This is a genomic window from Haladaptatus sp. CMSO5 (genome assembly GCF_036689885.1).
In the GTDB taxonomy this organism is placed as follows: Archaea; Halobacteriota; Halobacteria; order Halobacteriales; family Halococcaceae; genus QDMS2.
The window spans coordinates 1,630,542-1,647,729 of the sequence record NZ_JBAHVW010000001.1; the positions used below are offsets into that span (position 1 = coordinate 1,630,542).

General features: G+C 60.0%; 16 protein-coding genes. 11 read left to right on the top strand and 5 right to left on the bottom strand.

The genetic code is table 11. From position 1 onward, the window contains the following. Positions 1-195: 195 nt before the first annotated feature. The 4 genes from V5N12_RS08680 (at position 196) to V5N12_RS08695 (ending at position 4,723) form a co-directional block, all read left to right on the top strand. Complete coding sequence (locus V5N12_RS08680) at positions 196-1,068, top strand: QueT transporter family protein (RefSeq protein ID WP_332898764.1); 873 nt, start codon at positions 196-198, stop codon at positions 1,066-1,068. Positions 1,069-1,237: 169 nt separating this feature from the next. Beyond that, entirely contained in the window at positions 1,238-2,116 is an 879-nt protein-coding gene (locus V5N12_RS08685; protein WP_332898765.1) for a ParA family protein, read from the top strand. Beyond that, positions 2,113-2,550 carry a hypothetical protein gene (locus V5N12_RS08690; RefSeq protein WP_332898766.1) on the top strand — a complete coding sequence of 146 codons (438 nt, stop codon included), beginning with the start codon at positions 2,113-2,115 and terminating at the stop codon, positions 2,548-2,550. The genes V5N12_RS08685 and V5N12_RS08690 overlap by 4 nt, the downstream gene beginning before the upstream one ends. 970 nt (positions 2,551-3,520) lie before the next feature. Beyond that, positions 3,521-4,723, top strand: coding sequence for an orc1/cdc6 family replication initiation protein (locus tag V5N12_RS08695; protein WP_332898767.1), 1,203 nt, complete (start codon positions 3,521-3,523; stop codon positions 4,721-4,723). Positions 4,724-4,798: 75 nt separating this feature from the next. On the opposite strand, the gene V5N12_RS08700 is transcribed toward V5N12_RS08695, so the two are convergent. Next, the gene (locus tag V5N12_RS08700; RefSeq protein WP_332898768.1) at positions 4,799-5,845 is read right to left on the bottom strand and encodes an NAD(P)/FAD-dependent oxidoreductase; all 1,047 of its coding nucleotides are present in this window, start codon (positions 5,843-5,845) and stop codon (positions 4,799-4,801) included. Between the two features lie 144 nt (positions 5,846-5,989). On the opposite strand from V5N12_RS08700, the gene V5N12_RS08705 reads away from it, so the two are divergent. The 4 genes from V5N12_RS08705 to V5N12_RS08720 all read left to right on the top strand — a co-directional run bounded on the left by V5N12_RS08705 (position 5,990) and on the right by V5N12_RS08720 (position 10,045). Beyond that, positions 5,990-6,772 carry an MOSC domain-containing protein gene (locus V5N12_RS08705; protein WP_332898769.1) on the top strand — a complete coding sequence of 261 codons (783 nt, stop codon included), beginning with the start codon at positions 5,990-5,992 and terminating at the stop codon, positions 6,770-6,772. Between the two features lie 78 nt (positions 6,773-6,850). Then, positions 6,851-7,618 (top strand): YqcI/YcgG family protein, encoded by a 768-nt coding sequence (locus V5N12_RS08710; protein WP_332898770.1) that lies wholly within the window; start codon positions 6,851-6,853, stop codon positions 7,616-7,618. Beyond that, complete coding sequence (locus V5N12_RS08715) at positions 7,615-8,196, top strand: cysteine hydrolase family protein (protein ID WP_332898771.1); 582 nt, start codon at positions 7,615-7,617, stop codon at positions 8,194-8,196. The genes V5N12_RS08710 and V5N12_RS08715 overlap by 4 nt, the downstream gene beginning before the upstream one ends. 601 nt (positions 8,197-8,797) lie before the next feature. After that, on the top strand, positions 8,798-10,045 hold the full coding sequence (locus tag V5N12_RS08720; protein ID WP_332898772.1) for a trans-sulfuration enzyme family protein: 1,248 nt from the start codon (positions 8,798-8,800) through the stop codon (positions 10,043-10,045). On the opposite strand, the gene V5N12_RS08725 is transcribed toward V5N12_RS08720, so the two are convergent. Together V5N12_RS08725 and pheA are read right to left on the bottom strand one after the other, a co-directional pair. Then, complete coding sequence (locus V5N12_RS08725) at positions 10,046-13,015, bottom strand: FAD-binding and (Fe-S)-binding domain-containing protein (protein WP_332898773.1); 2,970 nt, start codon at positions 13,013-13,015, stop codon at positions 10,046-10,048. A gap of 9 nt (positions 13,016-13,024) precedes the next feature. Next, positions 13,025-13,828, bottom strand: coding sequence for a prephenate dehydratase (gene pheA / locus V5N12_RS08730; protein WP_332898774.1), 804 nt, complete (start codon positions 13,826-13,828; stop codon positions 13,025-13,027). 112 nt (positions 13,829-13,940) lie between these two features. On the opposite strand from pheA, the gene V5N12_RS08735 reads away from it, so the two are divergent. After that, on the top strand, positions 13,941-14,192 hold the full coding sequence (locus V5N12_RS08735; RefSeq protein ID WP_332898775.1) for a hypothetical protein: 252 nt from the start codon (positions 13,941-13,943) through the stop codon (positions 14,190-14,192). On the opposite strand, the gene V5N12_RS08740 is transcribed toward V5N12_RS08735, so the two are convergent. Continuing rightward, complete coding sequence (locus tag V5N12_RS08740; protein WP_332898776.1) at positions 14,193-14,924, bottom strand: tetratricopeptide repeat protein; 732 nt, start codon at positions 14,922-14,924, stop codon at positions 14,193-14,195. A 133-nt stretch (positions 14,925-15,057) separates the two neighbouring features. Between V5N12_RS08740 and V5N12_RS08745 the strand changes: the two genes are divergently transcribed. Next, on the top strand, positions 15,058-16,002 hold the full coding sequence (locus V5N12_RS08745; protein WP_332898777.1) for a glycerophosphodiester phosphodiesterase: 945 nt from the start codon (positions 15,058-15,060) through the stop codon (positions 16,000-16,002). Positions 16,003-16,088: 86 nt separating this feature from the next. Continuing rightward, a complete protein-coding gene (locus V5N12_RS08750; RefSeq protein ID WP_332898778.1) occupies positions 16,089-16,661 on the top strand; it encodes an OsmC family protein in 573 nt (190 codons plus the stop codon). Between the two features lie 13 nt (positions 16,662-16,674). Here the strand turns inward: V5N12_RS08750 and V5N12_RS08755 are convergent, their stop codons facing one another. After that, positions 16,675-17,094: a DoxX family protein gene (locus tag V5N12_RS08755; protein WP_332898779.1), complete on the bottom strand. Its 420-nt coding sequence runs from the start codon at positions 17,092-17,094 to the stop codon at positions 16,675-16,677. Positions 17,095-17,188 lie beyond the last annotated feature (94 nt).

Sequence of the window (17,188 nt, forward strand, 5' to 3'; positions counted from 1 at the left end):
CGACACAAAATAGCATAAGCATATGTCGTGGCAGTCGAGGAGTCATCGAGTTTCCGCAACGTACTGAAAACAGCACTGTCGCGGCGTTTATGCCATATTAAATCGTTATAATACCTGTTGGTGTCGAGGAATCCACCGCGTTTGTAGGTGGACGGTGACGAACTACGACTCGGGGCCTCAGCGGACGGAGACGACATGAAAGAACTATTCACGATGTGGAAAGACCCACGGATGGTTGCACTCACGGCGGTCATCGCGGCAGTGTACATGACCGCGTTAATCCCGTTCAAGGGGTTCGTAATCGTCCCGGGATTCACGGAGATTCGTCCGGCGAACGTGCTTCCGGTCGCGCTCAGTCTCATGTTTGGGCCCGCAACGGCATGGGGTGCAGGCATCGGTAATCTGTTCAGTGATGCGTTCGGCGGTACGCTCACCGCCGGGAGCATTTTTGGCTTCGTTGGCAACTTCTTCAGCGGCTTTATCGGCTACAAACTCTGGGGACGGCTCGGGTGGTTTTCCTCGGGTGAGAAGCCGACCATGCGGTCTGTGAAACAACTCGGTGAGTTCGTCGTCATCTCGTTTGTCGCGGCTGCAGGCACCGCCGCGATAATTGCGTGGGGGCTCGAACTCTTGGGGCTGTTTCCGTTCTCGGTGTTTGCGACCATCATTTCGGTCAACGATTTCCTCGCTGCTGCCGTCATCGGGCCGCCGTTGTTGTATCTTCTATATCCCCGTATCGAACGTGCAGGGTTGCTCTACACTGGCATGATGGACGACAGCGACCGCCCCAACACTGCGACACGTGACCAACGCTACGCCGCTGTTGGGCTCTCGACTGTCTCAGTCGCGTGGCTACTCGTTGGAATCGGTATCGGGGTCGCTGTACAAGGCGTTCCGTTCGGTGTCGGTGGTGCTGGCATCGAGGCGGGAACCGGTGGCTCAGTGGTTCAGATCACCATCGGCGCAATCGCGTTCTCCTTGCTTGTTGGCTTCAGCATCCTCTCGGGCGGGTGGTCGCCACGATTACGCAGGTCTACGGGCCGAGAGCGAATCGGACGTAGTGGGTGAGGCGAGACGACGAATCGCTTCGAGACGTTCGAAATTGTATATTGCCGTGCGGTGCAAGCTTGCCTACACCACCTCACCACACCAGACAGTAATACTGAGCAGTAACACTGCCCAGTAATATTCTATTGTCTGACGGGTGTTTTTGTACGTGTTCAGCCATCACTGTAGCATGCTTACGTACACGGTTTATTCGGAGGCGGGCGGCGTGGGGAAAACCACACTTTCTGCGAATCTCGCTAAGGCACACGCTCGGGCCGGACAGGACGTACTCGTCATCGACTTAGACCCACAGGAGGGGAGTTTGACCTACTTACTCGATGTCGAAGCCGCTCGCAACGAGGGCGGCTCTGACAATCTCGTCCGGCATATGATTGGGCGACCAGGTGGCGCGTTCGAGGACTTGATTCGAACGGCCGAACCGGGTATCGACGTCCTCCCGAGTCACAACATGCTCGAACGGTTGACCGAGTTGCTCCTTCGAACCTCGGAAATCGAAGAGCAGACGAATCCTGACCCGGAGTACACGTACCCACGCTACGAGCAACTCCACCGCGTGCTCGCGGAGGCCAGGATTCACGAAACCTACGACGTGTTGATTGTCGATCCACCGGCGACGACGGGCGACCACCTGTACAACGCAATCTACGCGACGCGAAACGTTGTCATCCCGCTCGAACTCTCGGGGAAAGGTCACCAGAGCGTCGAGGGGTTACAGGACATCGTGGCCGGGCTTGAATCGGAACTGGAGTTGGAAGTCGGCGTGCTCGCCGTTGTTCCAAACGAAGTCAAAGACACCGCAGACCAGCGTGAGTACGAGGCAGCACTCTCGGAACTCGGCTTTTCAGTACCGGTCTCCATTCGCGACAGAACCTCGCTGTTCGAAGGCTGTTGGAAACAGCAGGTGAACGCGTTCACCTACGTCGAAGAACACCGGTCGCGAAAGCGCCAGTACGAACTCGACACGCTCGCACAGTTCGACGAACTTGCGGCGTTCATCAACGAACAAGTCAATGGGGCAGCCACAGAACAGGCGGAGGTGTCGGCATGAAATCCGGTGCCGGTGACGACCCGTTTGCAGACATCTTTGAAGACGATACGCAGGACGACGGGCAACCAGCGGACGCAGACTCTGTCGAGGGTGGTAGCACAGAAGAGTCAGACGTACTGGACGTGTCGAAAAACGGCTCTCCGGACGCTACTGACGAGTCAGCCGGGAAGACGGACGAATCGTCCGACGAGGCAGAAATCCCGTGGATTTTCCGGCGAGACAAAGTCAAGGCTGACCGCGAGAAGGTCCACCAGTTGTTCGTCAGACCAGAAACCGACCGAACCTACCGTCGGTTCGAGAGCGACCTCGAAGAGGCGATGGACACCGACCTGAGCCGCCTTGACGTGCGCGAAGCCGCGTATCTCGTGGGGATGCAACACCCTGAGATGGTCATCTCGCTGCTCGAATCGTGGGGCTACAACTACTTCGACTGACGGGTTGACAACGCTCTATCCGTTCGCTACTCATGTATTCGAAGCTCGATTGCGAAGCGTGTCACACCGCATTTCCGGTGAAAGCAGTGTGGCTGTATGGGTGAGTGATGGGGCAGATGGCGAGATTAGCACTGGCGACGCAGGCTGTGAGACGCACACCACGTTTCCGGTGAACTGAGGCGAAATTGGCCTAGCGTGTTCGGGTCTGCATGCAGGGGTGGCGCACACCGCATTTCCGGTGAAACGGCGTTGGTGAACGAAGTGAAGGTATGTGAACGCGCGCACACCGGGTTTCCGGTGAAATTCGTGTGAGGGGGAGGTGGGTAGCTTGGGCAGCGTGGTTGGATGAGCACGCACACACCGGATTTCCGGTGAACCGTGGCGATAGGCGGCGACCGAAGACAGGATGTCGCGTCTATTGGCGGTATTCGGCTACTGACGTCGCCAACTGGTGCCCACAATTGGAGCAGTCAACTGGAGCAATCAATTGATGGCTTCGATTGGGGCCGCCAGTCTACCAACAACCCACAGCGATGGCCACTACGTTTCCCAGGGAGCCGTTCCTAGCAGTCTTGTGTGAGGTTGATGGTTCCTAAACGATGTTACGAATGTTACGAATGTTCTGAATCAATCATATTCCTAACCAATCATAGATATAGCATCTCTAAATACACCGCTTCCGGTGAAATATCTACGAATCAAACAACACTCTGATATAGAAATGATTAAGTATGCTATCTGAATAACAGTCCAGTAAGTCAATCGCAATACTTGTTTATTGTGCGGAATCGCACACGGACCTCGACCACCCCCACGCCCATCCCACACATTTCACCGGAAATGCGGTGTGCGCGTCACCGTTGCTCGGGACCACTTGGTGAAGTTCTTGATTCGCACTCGTAGCCGTTCGAACCTGCCCGTGGACAGAAAACGTAAAGCCATTTCACCGGAAACGGGGTGAATATCCAGAATGTCTGAGGCTGACGAACTTTTCACTCGGGAAGACCCCATCTTTGCGAACAAAGAGCTTCTCGAAATCAACCACCTCCCGGACGGGGGACGCATCGTCGGGCGCGACGAGGAAATCGGCCACCTCGCAAATGCCGTGAACCCAGCAATCTTCGGACAGAGTCCGAGCAACGTGCTCATCTACGGCAAGACGGGCACCGGGAAATCGCTCTGTGCGAAGTACGTCTCTCGTCGGCTCATCGAAACCGCAGACGAAGAAGGCGTGACGGTTGCCATGGCGTACGTCGATTGTGCGCAGGATACGACCGAGACCCAGACGGTCCAAACCATCGCCACCGCGGTCAACGACCCCGCGGTGACGGACATCAAAATCCCGGACAAGGGTATCTCGACTGCGACGTACTACAAGCGCCTCTGGAAGATTTTAGACCAACAGTACGACGTGGTGCTCGTCATCTTAGACGAAATCGACAAACTCGACAGCGACGGCATCCTGATGCAACTCTCGCGGGCGGGCGAAGCCGGAAAACTCCACCACTGCAAGGTCGGCGTCATCGGCATCAGCAACAAAATCAAGTACAAAGACCGGATGGACGAACGCGTCCGCTCGTCGCTCTGTGAACGCGAGTACGTCTTCCCGCCCTACGACGCGAACCAGCTTCGTGAAATCATGGACGCCCGTTCTGACTCCTTTCGCGACAACGTCTTAGAGGAGTCCGTGATTCCGCGCGCCGCCGCCCTCGCCGCACGCGAACACGGTGACGCCCGAAAGGCAATCGACATCCTCCGGTATGCTGGCGAGATTGCCCAATCGACGGGGGCGAAGACGGTCAAAGAGGAGTTCATCGTCCAAGCCCGCGAGCGAGCTGAAACCGACCGCTTCAGAGAACTCATCCGCGGTTCGACGCCCCACTCCCGGTTCGTCCTCCAAGCGCTTACCGTCCTCTCGCTCAACAACCCGAATCAGGACGGCTTTCGCACGACCCGTATCTACGATGTGTACAAAGAAATCTGCAGACAGGAAGGCTCTGATTACCTCTCACTGCGCCGGGTTCGTGACCTCCTCAAAGAACACGCCTTCCTCGATATCATCGAACAAGCCCATCGCAGCGGCGGGAGCGCCGAAGGGAGCTACACCGAACACCAACTCCTTGAGGAACCAGCAGTCGTAAAGAAAGTCCTCGTCGAGACGACCGAACAGTAGTCGGCTCAGCCACCCCACTCCTTTCTCACACATTTCACCGGAAACCCGGTGCGCGTGCGCAACCCACTACTCGTGCTATTCGTGAGCTACAGTCACTCGCTCTCCCACGGCTACACCGTTCCAGAATGCCGCATGCACGCGCCCTTCACCAACCACCCAGTCTCCAGCAAAGTACAGCCTCTCGTCCTCGGCGCTGCGAACCGTCGCGTCATCGACAGGAGCGTCTGGCAGTGCATAGCGCCACCCCTGCGTATCGACCCAGTCAGGGTCTGCTACTCGCGAATCGTCGAGTAACGTCGAAGCGAGCTGTGCGACACGGCGTCCCGCTCGCGCCGTGGACAGGTCTGCGTGTTCTTCTGACCATTCCGGACTCATCTGGACGACGAGCAAGCTCTCACCGTCGGGGACGTGGCCTGGTTTACACTCCTCGCGCGAAAGCCAGCCAATCGGGTGGCCCCGATCGACATTGACGAGTGCGTAGTAAGGCAGGTCAAGCTTGAACGGGTAGTGGAGCATCACCGAGCGAATCGTCCGGTAGGGCACGGCGTCGATGGCCTCGGTGAGTTCCCGTCGTCGTGAATCTATCCACTGGATTCGCCGGAGAATCCCGGCCGTTTGCGGTGCGGGTGGCGTGAGGACGACGCGGTCGAACCGTCCAACCGCCGTGTCAGCTCCATCGAACAGTCGCCAGCCAGCCCAATCGCCGTCGTCTGTCCATTCGAGGCGAGCGATTTCAACGCCCTTTTCGACCGTCGCATCCGTCTGCCTGAGCACTCGCTTTGCGAACTGGGTGAGGCCGGTTTGGTAGCTCCATTTGTGGGCTTCCTCACGGTCTCCCCGGCGAATCTGCCCGCGCTTGTCGTGCGTCCAGACTGGAGCCTCGATGTCGACAAGCCCGTCGGTTCCGAGAGTCGAAAGCAAGGTCTCGGTTCGGTCGTCTGTGGGCTTCAGGTAGTTCGCGCCGTGGTCGTAGTAACAGCCGTTTCGCCGTCGCGTTGTGGCCCTGCCGCCGACGCCGCGGCTCTTCTCGAATATCGTCACGTCGAACGCTGTATCGCGGAGGGCGTAGGCGACCCCACACCCCGCGGCTCCAGCTCCGACGACTGCGAGCGCGTTGGTCATACCAGAGTGTCGGGTCACGGAGCCAAAGTCTGTGGCATGGGGCACACAGGTTTCGGGTGTCGAATGGATGTGCAGGTTTCCGGTGTCGATTTCCGGCTTCCTTTCAGAGGAAGCTTTGAGACACCACCCACCCTACTCCACACAGTGACCGCGCCTACCCTCGACCGAATCACCGTCTATCCCATCAAGTCACTCGATGGCGTCACCTGCGACCGGGCGACGCTGGTCGAAAACGGCGGACTCTCCCACGACCGCGCGTACGCACTCGTTGATGCGGCGGGAACGTTCGTGAACGGCAAACGCACAGCTATCATTCACCGCCTCGCCCTCTCGATGGACCTTGAGGCGAATCGAGCGACTATCAGCGTCCGCGGAACTGACCGGGCTGTGTCCGGCCATCTGGACGACCACCGCGACCGATTCGAGGCGTGGCTCTCAAGCTACTTCGAGCGCGACGTTTCACTCGAAAAACAGCCTGCAGGCGGCGCGCCAGACGACACGGAGTCGTCGGGGCCGACGGTCGTCTCGACCGCAACGCTCGCTGAAATCGCCTCGTGGTACGACCTTCCCGTGGCGAACGTACGGCGGCGCTTTCGAGCGAATCTCGAACTTGGTGGCTGTCCATCGTTCTGGGAAGACCGGCTCTACGCCGAACCCGGCACGGCCAAACCATTCGAAATCGGAGCCACCCCATTCGCCGGAACGAACCCCTGCCAGCGCTGTGTCGTCCCGACGCGCGACCCGGACACCGGTAAGGCGACGCCGGAGTTTCGCACAACATTCATCACCCGACGAGAGGAGACGCTTCCAGCGTGGGCCAACCGCGCGCAGTTCGACCACTTCTTTCGCGTGACGGTGAACACGACCGTCCCCGAGTCGGCGTGGGGGAAGGAGATTCACGTCGGTGATTCTGTCACAGTTGGTTAACTTTCTCATACACGGCGTGCGCAAATCGCTCGAACCGGCACAGTAATTGCGCGCTCGTCCCTACTGCCGATATTAGACATGGCGGTCGAATCGACCTATGGACTGTTTACCCAAGACCAGTTACACGACGCACTCGACATTGGTGCACTTCCCGACTGGGCCGAAAGCCACTACGAGGGCTTTCGCAACGTGATGCTCGGCACCCACGACGATGCACCGTTCCCGTGCTATTTCGGGATAGAATCAGAACGGAACGGCGACGCCCTCTACACCTTTTGTGACTCGATGACCGACGAGTCGGCGCTGCTCACGCTCACAGACACCCTCTTTGAGTACGTTCAGGTGTTCGAAGAGTACGGCGAGCGGACGTCGCTGGTCATCTTCTTCAAACCACCCGAGCGTGAATTGGACGAGGCCGCGTACCGAGACCACTTCTGGCACATCCTCCAGTTCCTCCACGACCACGACCCGGAGCCGTGGCCACACCACATCCCAACCGACCCGACGGACCCCTACTGGGAGTTCTGTTTCGCCGGTGAGCCAATGTTTCCGACCGCTCGCGCGCCGTTTTACGAACAGCGCATGAGCCGCCACACGCCACACGGCCTCGAAATCACGGCCCAACCGCGAGCCATCTTCGCGGGTATCACGGGCGACACTGCGGCCGGAAAAGAAGCGCGACGCATCATCAGAGCGCGCATCGAGGACTACGACGGCGTCTGCCCGCACGCGGATATCGGTAATTGGGGCGATTCTCACACCCGCGAGTGGAAACAGTACCTCCTTCCCGAGCGAAACGAGGACACCATCGAGACGTGTCCGCTCACAATCACTGCACTCAGATGACCGCCTCCACCGACACCAAAGCACTCACCGACACCACCGCGCTCATCACCATCGACGTACAGCAAGGCTTCGACGACCCCGCGTGGGGGACGCGAAACAACCCCGAGATGGAAGCGAACCTCGATGCCCTCCTCGCCGCGTGGCGCGAGGCTGGCCGACCAGTGTTCCACGTCAAACACCACTCGACCGAACCGGACTCACCGCTCCGCCCAGACCAGCCCGGAAGCGCGCTCAGAGACGGCCTCGTCGCAGACGGCGAACCCGTCATCACCAAGAACGTAAACAGCGCGTTCATCGGGACGGACTTAGCAGCCCGACTCCGCGATGCGGGCATTACGACGCTCGTACTCGCCGGACTCACGACTGACCACTGCGTCTCCACGACGGCGCGGATGGCAGAAAACCTTGGATTTACCGTGTTCGTCGTCGCAGACGCGACGGCGACCCACGCGCGTACCGGCTACGACGGGACAACCTACGACGCCGACGAGTCACACGCACTCGCGCTTGCCCATCTCAACGGCGAGTTCGCGACGGTTCTCGACACCGAGGCGCTGCTCGCTGTGCGTTCGGAGTAGCTTGCGCCTGCGGTGCGTTTTGCCAGTCGCACCTACTGTCTTTCCTGCGTAGCTGTCACCTCCGCCCGTCACACCGGATTTCCGGTGAAAATCGCTAGAGGAAAACGCTCGCCAAAACCCCAATGAAGATGAGTACGAACGTCAGGATGACGACCAGCCGGAAGAATCGGTCTGCTCCTTGCATGAGTGGCCTTTCGCCTTCTGGGAGTATATATGCTTGCAGGCTGGGGAGTCCTTTTTGGAGATAGGTTTTCGCGTGTGGCCTCTCGGCAGAACTCACCGCAACGGGCAGGGCTATGCTATGTTACCACGAACCGTCCGTTGCGACATTCGGCGTAGCGCTCCACCTACCCGATGGTCGAGAAACCGGGCTGTGGTGTTTCTCTTTGGTGCCATACCAGACACCGGGCCACCGCGGCCACCGGCCCGCTTCCAGTATAACTGTGTTCAGATTGTCTACAGAGAACTGTCTTCAGGCTGCCACAGAGCCTCCGATGTCGCCCGTATATTACCAGCAATAATCTATACGTTTGTTTAATTATCTCTGGTTTTATCAGACAAAACCTGAATCTTTTTCACAGATTTTGCCGTATTGTCTAGCATGGATTGGCGAGCGCACACCACGGACGCAGAGCACGTAGAAACGTTGGCGGTCACCTGCGGCGAGAAGGCGCAGGCTGGCAATGACCACGTTGGCGACGTGACGGTACCCATCCACCTCTCCTCTACGTTTGCTGTCCCCGGCATCGACCCCGCCGCAGACCTCCTCTCGCTCGACCCGGATGCGAACGAATACGTCTACTCGCGGCTCTCGAACCCGACGCGAAACGCGGTCGAAACCCGACTCGCCACCCTCGAAGGCGGGGATCACGCCTTCGCCTTTGCCTCCGGCACCGCCGCCATCGCCACGGTTGCAATGGCCGCGCTCAACCCCGGCGACCACGTCGTCGCCTTCGACGACCTCTACGGCGGCACGAAAGCGATGTTCACAATGTTTCTCCCCGACAAACTCGGCGTCGAAGTCAGTTTCGTCGACGCCCGCGACACCGAGAACGTCCGTGCGGCGATGCAGGACAACACCGAACTCATTTGGATGGAGACGCCGACGAACCCGTTGCTCCACCTCTGTGACATCGAAGCCATCGCCACCGTCGCACAGGAACACGGCGCGCTGTTCGGCGTCGACAACACCTTCCTCTCGCCGTACTTCCAACAGCCGCTCACCCTCGGCGCGGACGTGGTCGTCCACAGCACGACGAAGTACCTGAACGGCCACTCCGATTCGATGGGTGGCGTCGCCATCACGAACAACCCAGACCTCGCAGACAGCCTCAAATTCCTGCAACAGATCGGCCTCGGCAACATGCTCTCGCCGTTCGACTCATACCTCTTGCTTCGCGGCATCAAGACGCTCCCGATGCGGATGCGCCAGCACGCTGAAAACGCCCAAGCCGTTGCCGAGTTCCTCGACACTCACGACCTCGTTGAGACGGTTTACTTCCCCGGCTTAGCAAGCCACCCGCAAGCCGACCTCGCCCGCCAGCAGATGTCCGGTCCCGGCGGCGTGGTAACTGCGGTGTTCAATGGTTCGCTCGAAACCGTAGAACACCTCGTCGCTGAACTCGATGAGTTCACCTTCGCCGTCAGCCTCGGCGGCGTCGAATCGCTGGTCGAACACCCCGCGTCGCTCACCCACTCAGAACTCTCGCCAGAAGAACGCGAGTCGCTCGGCATCACCGAAACCCTCCTTCGATTCTCCGTCGGTGTCGAACACGTAGACGACCTTATCGCAGACCTCGACTCCGCCCTTAGGGCGGTCGAGGAGCGCGCCGTCCACACTGCTGACTAGTCAGTATTCTCCAAGTGCAACCGCGACCAGTTCGATTGGCGTTTTCGGCTGTTCGCTCGCCCCGTCGCGGTCACCAAGCTGCGTGCGACACGACGCCCCCGGCGCGACGATTTGGTCGCCGGGACTTTCCTCGACTTGCTCGAACAGCACGTCACCGATTGCTTTGCTGAGCGAGAAATGCTCTGCCTCGTAGCCGAAGCTCCCGGCCATCCCACAACAGCCCGAATCGAGTGGGTCGACCGTAAAGCCCGCCCGCCGGAGCACACCCACCGCGTGGTGGTCTTTCTTCGTTGCCTTCTGATGACAGTGGCCGTGGTAGGTGAGCGAGGTGTTCACCTCGCGGTAGGAGATGGTCTCGTCTAGCTGGAATACATCGAGGTACTCACAGACGCCGTAGGTGTTGGCCGCAAGCGTCTCTACGTCCTCTCCAGAGAGGAGGTCTACGTAATCGGACTGGAACATCACCGCGTCGGAGGGTTCGACCAACACAACGTCCCAGCCGTCTTCGACGTACGGGGTGAGTGCGGCGACGTTTCGCTGGGCGGTCGCCCGCGATTTCCCGAGAAAGCCCTTCGAGTGGGCCGGTCGCCCGCTGTCGGTTTCGTCTGCGAGGCTGACGTGGACGCCCGCGGCTTCGAGCACGCGAACGGCGGCGCGTCCGGCCTCCGGGTGGCTGTAGTTCGTGTACGTGTCGGGAAACAGGATGGCTTTCCGCTCTGCTTCGTCCTCGCTCAGCATCGACCCGCGCGCCCGGAACCACTTTTTGAGCGTCTGGCGGCGGAACTCCGGAAGGCTTCGCTCCTTTGCGATGCCAACCGTGCTTTGGATGGCAGTCCGAACGCCGGGAATCTTCGTCCCGAGGTTCGAGACGGGTGCAAACAGGCTGCCAAGTGCGGAGAGGCGGTCGATGTTCGCAAACAGCTTATCGCGCAGACTCGACCCCTTTCGCTGGTGGTGGGCGTGTTGCACTTCGGCTTTCAGCTTTGCCATATCGACCCCGGAGGGACAGTCTTGGACACAGCCCTTACAGCCGACACAGAGGTCTAACACTTCGTGTTGGAACTCGGTTGAGAACAACTCGTCTTTCGGGAGGTCGCCGCTCATGGCTTGTCTGAGCATGTTCGCCCGGCCACGCGTGGCGAGCGACTCCTCGTTCGCTGCCCGGTAGGTCGGACACATCACGCCGCCGGTGGTTTCCTGATGGCCGCGACAGCCGCCACAGCCGTGACAGAGCTCCGTCATCCCCTGAAAGCCGTTGTCGTTCTCCCAGTTGAGCGCGGGCGTGAATCCGGCATCGAACTCGTAATCGGTGCCGTAGCGAAGGTTTTCGGTCATCTTCACGTCGCCACAGACCTGCCCGGGGTTCAGGAGCCAGTCGGGGTCGAAAGCGGTTTTCAGGTCACGGAACGCCTCCCAGAGCGTCGCACCGTAGAGTTTCTCGTTCCACTGAGTTCGCGCACGGCCGTCGCCGTGCTCGCCGGAAACGGAGCCACCGAGTTCGACGACCATGTCGGTCACCTCGTCTGCAATCGACTCCATCATCTCGATGTCGGCTTCGTCTTTGAGGCTCACGAGCGGCCGGACGTGGAGCACCCCCGGCCCGGCGTGGGCGTAGAAACTGGCTTCAGTCCAGTGGTCTCTGAGAATCTGCTGGAAGCGTGTGACGTACTCGGGGAGGTGTTCTGGGGGCACGGCCGCGTCCTCGATAAACGAGATGTGTTTTCTATCGGAGGTTCGAGAAAGTAAGATTGGCAGCCCAGCTTTCCGGAGTTTCCAGAAGTTCGCTTGCGCTTTTTCGGTGTAGGCTTCGACGGCGTCGAACGCTCGTCCCTCGCCCGCAACGCGGTCTTCGATGAGTCGGGCCACCTGTTGTTTGCCGTGGTCGTCGTCATCCGCGTAAAATTCGACAAGCAACACGGCCTCGGTTCCCGACGGCACCAGTTGCGAGATGTCCTCGAACGCGGTGGTCTGACTCGCCAAGTCGAGCAACACGTCATCGACCAGCTCGACGGCCGCGGCGTCGTGGGCCACGATTGGAGCCACGTCGTGCATTGCGTCGGTGATGTTTTCGTAGGCGAGCAGCGCCATCGCCTTCGCCTCCGGGAGGTCTACGAGCGAAATTGTGACCTCGGTGATGAGCGCGAGCGTGCCCTCGCTGCCTGCAAGCAGGCGACCGAGGTTCACCGACCCCGACTTCGCTTGCTCGACAAAGGAGTCCAAGTTGTACCCCGAGACGTTGCGCTTCAGGTCGGGATAGCGCGCCTCCACCTCGTCGCTCAGGTCGTCGAGGATGTGGCAGGCCTCTGCGTAAATTCTGGCTTCCAAATCCTCGTCACCTGCGCCTGCTCTGAGTTCCTCAAGGGTCACTTCCCCGAACGTGGTCACCGCGCCGTCTGCGAGGACGACCTCACACTCTTCAACGTAGGCTTCGGTGAGGCCGTATTTGAGCGAGTGCGACCCGGTCGAGTTGTTGCCAATTGCGCCGCCGATGACGCTCCGGTCGCCCGCTGCGGGGTCGGGGGCGAACTTGAGGTCGTGGGGTGCGAGGGCGTCGTTGAGGACGGAAAGGGTGATACCGGGCTGGACACGGGCGGTTTTCGCCGCTGGGTTTACGTCGACGAGGCCGTCCATGTACCGGGTGAAATCGAGAACGACGGCTTCGTTCACGGCTTGTCCGGCGAGACTCGTCCCGCCGCCGCGTGGCAGGACGGGTATCTTCCGCGCCGCACAGTACTCCATGACGGCTTTCACGTCAGCGGTCGATTCCGGGAGGACGACGCCGATGGGCGTCACCTCGTAGGAACTCGCGTCGGTGGCGTACAACTGGCGCGTGTAGGTATCAAAGCGAACGTCGCCTGCGACGAGGGTTTCTAAATCCGAAACGAGTCCCGGCCGGGCGATGGTGTCGTCGTGGTAGTCGTAGTTCGCACGCTGGTCGGCTCCTGGTGGCCTCGCTGGTGTGTTGCTCATTGGTTCGTTTCAGACGATGTGTTTGGTGTCGTAGGAACCGAGCACGTCAACGGTGCCCTTCGGGACGGTCTTTCGCACCTCGTCGATGGCGGCTTGGGCGCGTTCTTCGTACATGCCTGCCTCGAAATCGAGGTGGAACAGATAGTCACCGAGGCGGTTCCCGCTCGGCCGCGACTCGATGCGCGAGAGGTTGATGTCCCGTTCTGCGAACGCTTCGAGTATGTCGAGGAGAAGTCCGGGATAATTGGCGTTCGGGTGGACGACGGCAGTCGATTTTCCGCCCGCGACGCTGCGTTCTTCGGGTGGGGCAATCACCAGAAATCGGGTTTCGTTCGACGAACGGTCTTGGATGTCCTGTGCGAGAACGGTGAGGTCGTCGCCTGCGGTGTCCGGGTGGCCAATGCCCGCCACAGTCGGGTCTTCACGGGCGAGTTCGACGCCGCGTGCGGTGCTTGCAACCGCCTCGATGGTGGCGTCGGGGTAGTGTTCTTCGAGATAGCCACGACACTGGGCAAGCGCCTGCGAGTGGCTTGCGACCGTGTCGAACGTCTCACTCTGGGCGAGCAGCGCGTGGCGGATGGGTGTAACCAACTCTGCGACCACCGCGAGGTCGTGGGTGGCGAGGGCGTCTAAGCTCTCGGTGACGCTCCCTTCGATGCTGTTCTCGATGGGGATGACGCCACGGCGATACTCGCCCGCGACGACTGCCTCTACAATGGCGGTCATCGACTCGCGAAACTCGACCTCGTCTGCGACCGCTTTCGCCGCACGATGGGAGTACGTCCCGACCGGCCCCAAGGTGACTGCTCTCATATACCTCAGTTCATCGAGATTCACACAAGTACCCATCGGTGGCCGCCACGACTGCCGGAGAAAAATCGGCCAGTCCACGTATCTGTCGGGGGAGTGGACATCGACACGTATCATGACAGAGCGCACCGACGACGAGGCCGCCCGCATGGAATTGACCCAAGATTCGTGGCACGAGGGCGACGCGGGCTACTACGTTGACTGCCCTTCCTGTGGCGCCCCGGCCACCCTCGCAACCATCGTCGAGTACGAATCGTGCAGCGCTGGGCTGCCAACAGACCACGACGTGACCGAGGTTGGCATGGATACGAACACACTCGAGTGTGACGCACAACTCACCCTCGAACTGTGTTGGGAAACGCCGTGATTACTCGGTGAGCAGGCGCTGTTGGCCCTGTGCTCGTATCGCTGCGGCTTCTTCCGCCGCGATTTCAGCCTCGACATAGTTGCCCACTTCTTCGAGCGCCCGAGCGTGTTCCTCGTAGACCGTTGCCGTCCGATAGCCGAGCGTAATCGCCTTCTCGAAACAGTCTACGGCGTCCTGCCAGAGCGCGCGCTCTGTGTAGAAAAAGCCGAGATTATACCACGCCTGTGGCATGCGTGGGTCGAGTTCGACGGCGCGCTCTGCGTGTTCGAGTGGGTGCGAGGAATCCTCGCCCTCCCAGAGGGCAAAGGCGAGGTTCATCTCCGCGAGCGCGGCGAACTCGTTTCGGTCGTTGATGCGCAACGCCTCGTAGAACGCTCCGATTGCCTCATCGAATTCCTCGATTTGTGAGTGGGCGACGCCCTTGTTCACCCACGCCTCTTGGGCGTCGAGTGAGTCTTCGTCTGCGAGTCGCGCCGCGCGCTCGAAGGAATCTGCGGCCTCCGTATGGAAGCCGAGTTGCAGATAGGTGAGGCCGAGGTCGATGAGTTCCTGTGGCGTGATGTCGTCGCGTTTGATGTTCCAGTCGTCTATGAGGTCTGCGAGCGCGTAGTCATCGACGGGGTCTATCTTGGTGTTGTCCTCGCGCAAGATATGCGGGTCCAGCGTCACGCCTTCGTACGGATTCCCAAAGCCTCGACTGTCAGAATAGCGGTGTTTACGATGTGTGGCCACGACCACGTACATTGGCGCGCAGATAGCTTAGCCGTGGCGCTCTGCGCGGTTCTGTGTGCCTATTTTTCACACGCGACGGCGGGATACCACTCATAGCAATTTATTTCTCACCCATCTCCCGATGAATTATCGCATGTTCGAAACCACGAGTCGGCGAACCTTCCTGCAGGGAACCGGTGTCGCCCTCGCAGGGGCTGCCGTCACAGGAACCGCCGCCGCAACTGACAGGGACGCGGGTCACGAACACGAAACAGAGATGGACGCACCCTCGCTCATCGCCCACCGCGGGTTCGCCGGAATGTATCCCGAGAACACGGTCGAGGCGTTCAGAAACGCCACCCGTGGCCGAACTGCTGCCGACATGGTCGAACTCGACGTGATGCCGACCGCCGACGGGACGGTCGTCGTGTTCCATGACAGCGGTCTCGCAGAGCGCGACGGCGGCACGCAGGGACTCACCGACGTTTCAGGACTCGTCTGGGAGACGCCGTGGGAGACGGTCAAACAGGCAGAAGTACTCGAAAGCGGCGAGACGGTTCCGTCGCTCGCACAGGTCATGGACGCACTGCCGACGCACGTCGGCGTCAACGTCGAGTTCAAAAACCCGGGTTCGACCGAGACGAAGTTTGCTGTGAATCTCTCGGGCGACGAGTTGGCCGCCCAGAAAGCGCTCTGGGAGGAGTTCGCCGTTTCCGTGTTCGACGTGCTCGACGACTACGAACACGACATTCTCGTCTCGTCGTTCTACGAGGGCGCGCTCGCCGCCGTAGACGAGCTTGCACCCGACGTCCCGCTCGCAACGCTGTTCTGGGACGACATCGAGACCGGACTCGACATCACCCGAACCTACGACTGTGAAGCGATTCACCCGCCGAAAAACATGGTCAAAGGGACGCCGTTCTTTGGCGACGAGTATTACCTCGACGGGCCCTTTGCCGACATCGACCTGGTCCAGGTCGCCCACGACGAGGGCCGCAACGTCAACGTCTGGACGGTGGCGACGTGGTACGAGGCGGCGCAGCTTTCGCGTGCTGGCGTCGATGGTATCATCGCTAACTACCCGTTCGACCTGTCGTAATTTTCACACAATTGCCGGAGAAACAAGGGGTGTTCACCTACCGTTTTACGAATGGTTGTGTACAGTTCACATGAGTAGTGAAACCAATGGCCACGACCAACGAACCCACTGAAGAAACACGCAACGATTTAGACCTGAACGCGCTGTTTTCGACCATTGACGCCGTCGAAGACGACCCGACACTCGGTGAGGTAACTTTCCGCGCAGAGACGGAGTGGACGGGTGGCGTCTCCTGTGAAACGCGCGTCAGTGACTTCGACCACGCGGGCGAAACCATCGACTCGCCGGAGTTCGTCATCGAGAGCGACGAACCAACCCAACTGCTTGGCGAACGCGCTGCGCCGAATCCCGCAGAACTCTTGCTCGCCGCGCTTGGCTCGTGTCTCACCGTGAGCTACGCCGCCCATGGCGCGGCACTCGGCGTCCAACTCAACAGCCTACGCTTCGAGTTCGAAGGCGACATCGACCTGCGTGGCTTTCTCGGGCTCGCAGACGACGTGAGAAACGGATTTGACGAAATCGAGGTGACGACCTACCTCGACGCTGAGGGCACAGAAGCGGAGCTTGCGGAGCTGAGAGAGGCTGCTGAGGGCGCATCGTCCATCATGGACAACGTCATGAACGCCGTCACGGTTTCGACGGAACTCGTTACGAACTGACCTACGACTTTTTCTATCGACCGCTGTCCGTCCGGCCGCGTGAGAGCGGCTGTGCAGAGGGACTTCCCGGCAACTCACCGAGGCGGTACACCGAGTACGCACCCGTCCCGAAGACGAACAGCGCCATCGCCCCGAGGAGCACAACGGCATTCTTCCAACTCGGCCCAGCGGTCGCCATTGCCACCATCATCACGGGTATGAGCGAGAGTGCGGCGACGCGGCCGGCAATCCCGAACGCTATCATGATGACCGCTGTGACTTCAATGAGACCGACTACGACGACGAGCGCCTCCGGAACGGGGAAGCCAAGCGACGCGAAGAAGCCCGCGCTCTGGCTGAAGTTCAGGAATTTACTCATGGCAGGTATCGTGAGAATGCCCACCACTACTGCGCGGATTGGTAGCGGCGCGAGTTCGGTGAAACGAGTTCTCATACCTCCCACCCACGAACTCATGTAAATTCATTATGAAGGTTCTAAACGGTTTTTAGCCACGGGGCTAGTCGCCCCTTTCGGGTAGCTATTTGCG

Coding starts and splice junctions, on each gene's coding strand:
- V5N12_RS08680 (WP_332898764.1), top strand. CDS start 196: ATGAAAGAACTATTCACGATGTGGAAAGACCCACGGATGGTTGCACTC.
- V5N12_RS08685 (WP_332898765.1), top strand. CDS start 1,238: ATGCTTACGTACACGGTTTATTCGGAGGCGGGCGGCGTGGGGAAAACC.
- V5N12_RS08690 (WP_332898766.1), top strand. CDS start 2,113: ATGAAATCCGGTGCCGGTGACGACCCGTTTGCAGACATCTTTGAAGAC.
- V5N12_RS08695 (WP_332898767.1), top strand. CDS start 3,521: ATGTCTGAGGCTGACGAACTTTTCACTCGGGAAGACCCCATCTTTGCG.
- V5N12_RS08700 (WP_332898768.1), bottom strand. CDS start 5,845: ATGACCAACGCGCTCGCAGTCGTCGGAGCTGGAGCCGCGGGGTGTGGG.
- V5N12_RS08710 (WP_332898770.1), top strand. CDS start 6,851: ATGGCGGTCGAATCGACCTATGGACTGTTTACCCAAGACCAGTTACAC.
- V5N12_RS08715 (WP_332898771.1), top strand. CDS start 7,615: ATGACCGCCTCCACCGACACCAAAGCACTCACCGACACCACCGCGCTC.
- V5N12_RS08720 (WP_332898772.1), top strand. CDS start 8,798: ATGGATTGGCGAGCGCACACCACGGACGCAGAGCACGTAGAAACGTTG.
- V5N12_RS08725 (WP_332898773.1), bottom strand. CDS start 13,015: ATGAGCAACACACCAGCGAGGCCACCAGGAGCCGACCAGCGTGCGAAC.
- pheA (WP_332898774.1), bottom strand. CDS start 13,828: ATGAGAGCAGTCACCTTGGGGCCGGTCGGGACGTACTCCCATCGTGCG.
- V5N12_RS08735 (WP_332898775.1), top strand. CDS start 13,941: ATGACAGAGCGCACCGACGACGAGGCCGCCCGCATGGAATTGACCCAA.
- V5N12_RS08745 (WP_332898777.1), top strand. CDS start 15,058: ATGTTCGAAACCACGAGTCGGCGAACCTTCCTGCAGGGAACCGGTGTC.
- V5N12_RS08750 (WP_332898778.1), top strand. CDS start 16,089: ATGGCCACGACCAACGAACCCACTGAAGAAACACGCAACGATTTAGAC.
- V5N12_RS08755 (WP_332898779.1), bottom strand. CDS start 17,094: ATGAGAACTCGTTTCACCGAACTCGCGCCGCTACCAATCCGCGCAGTA.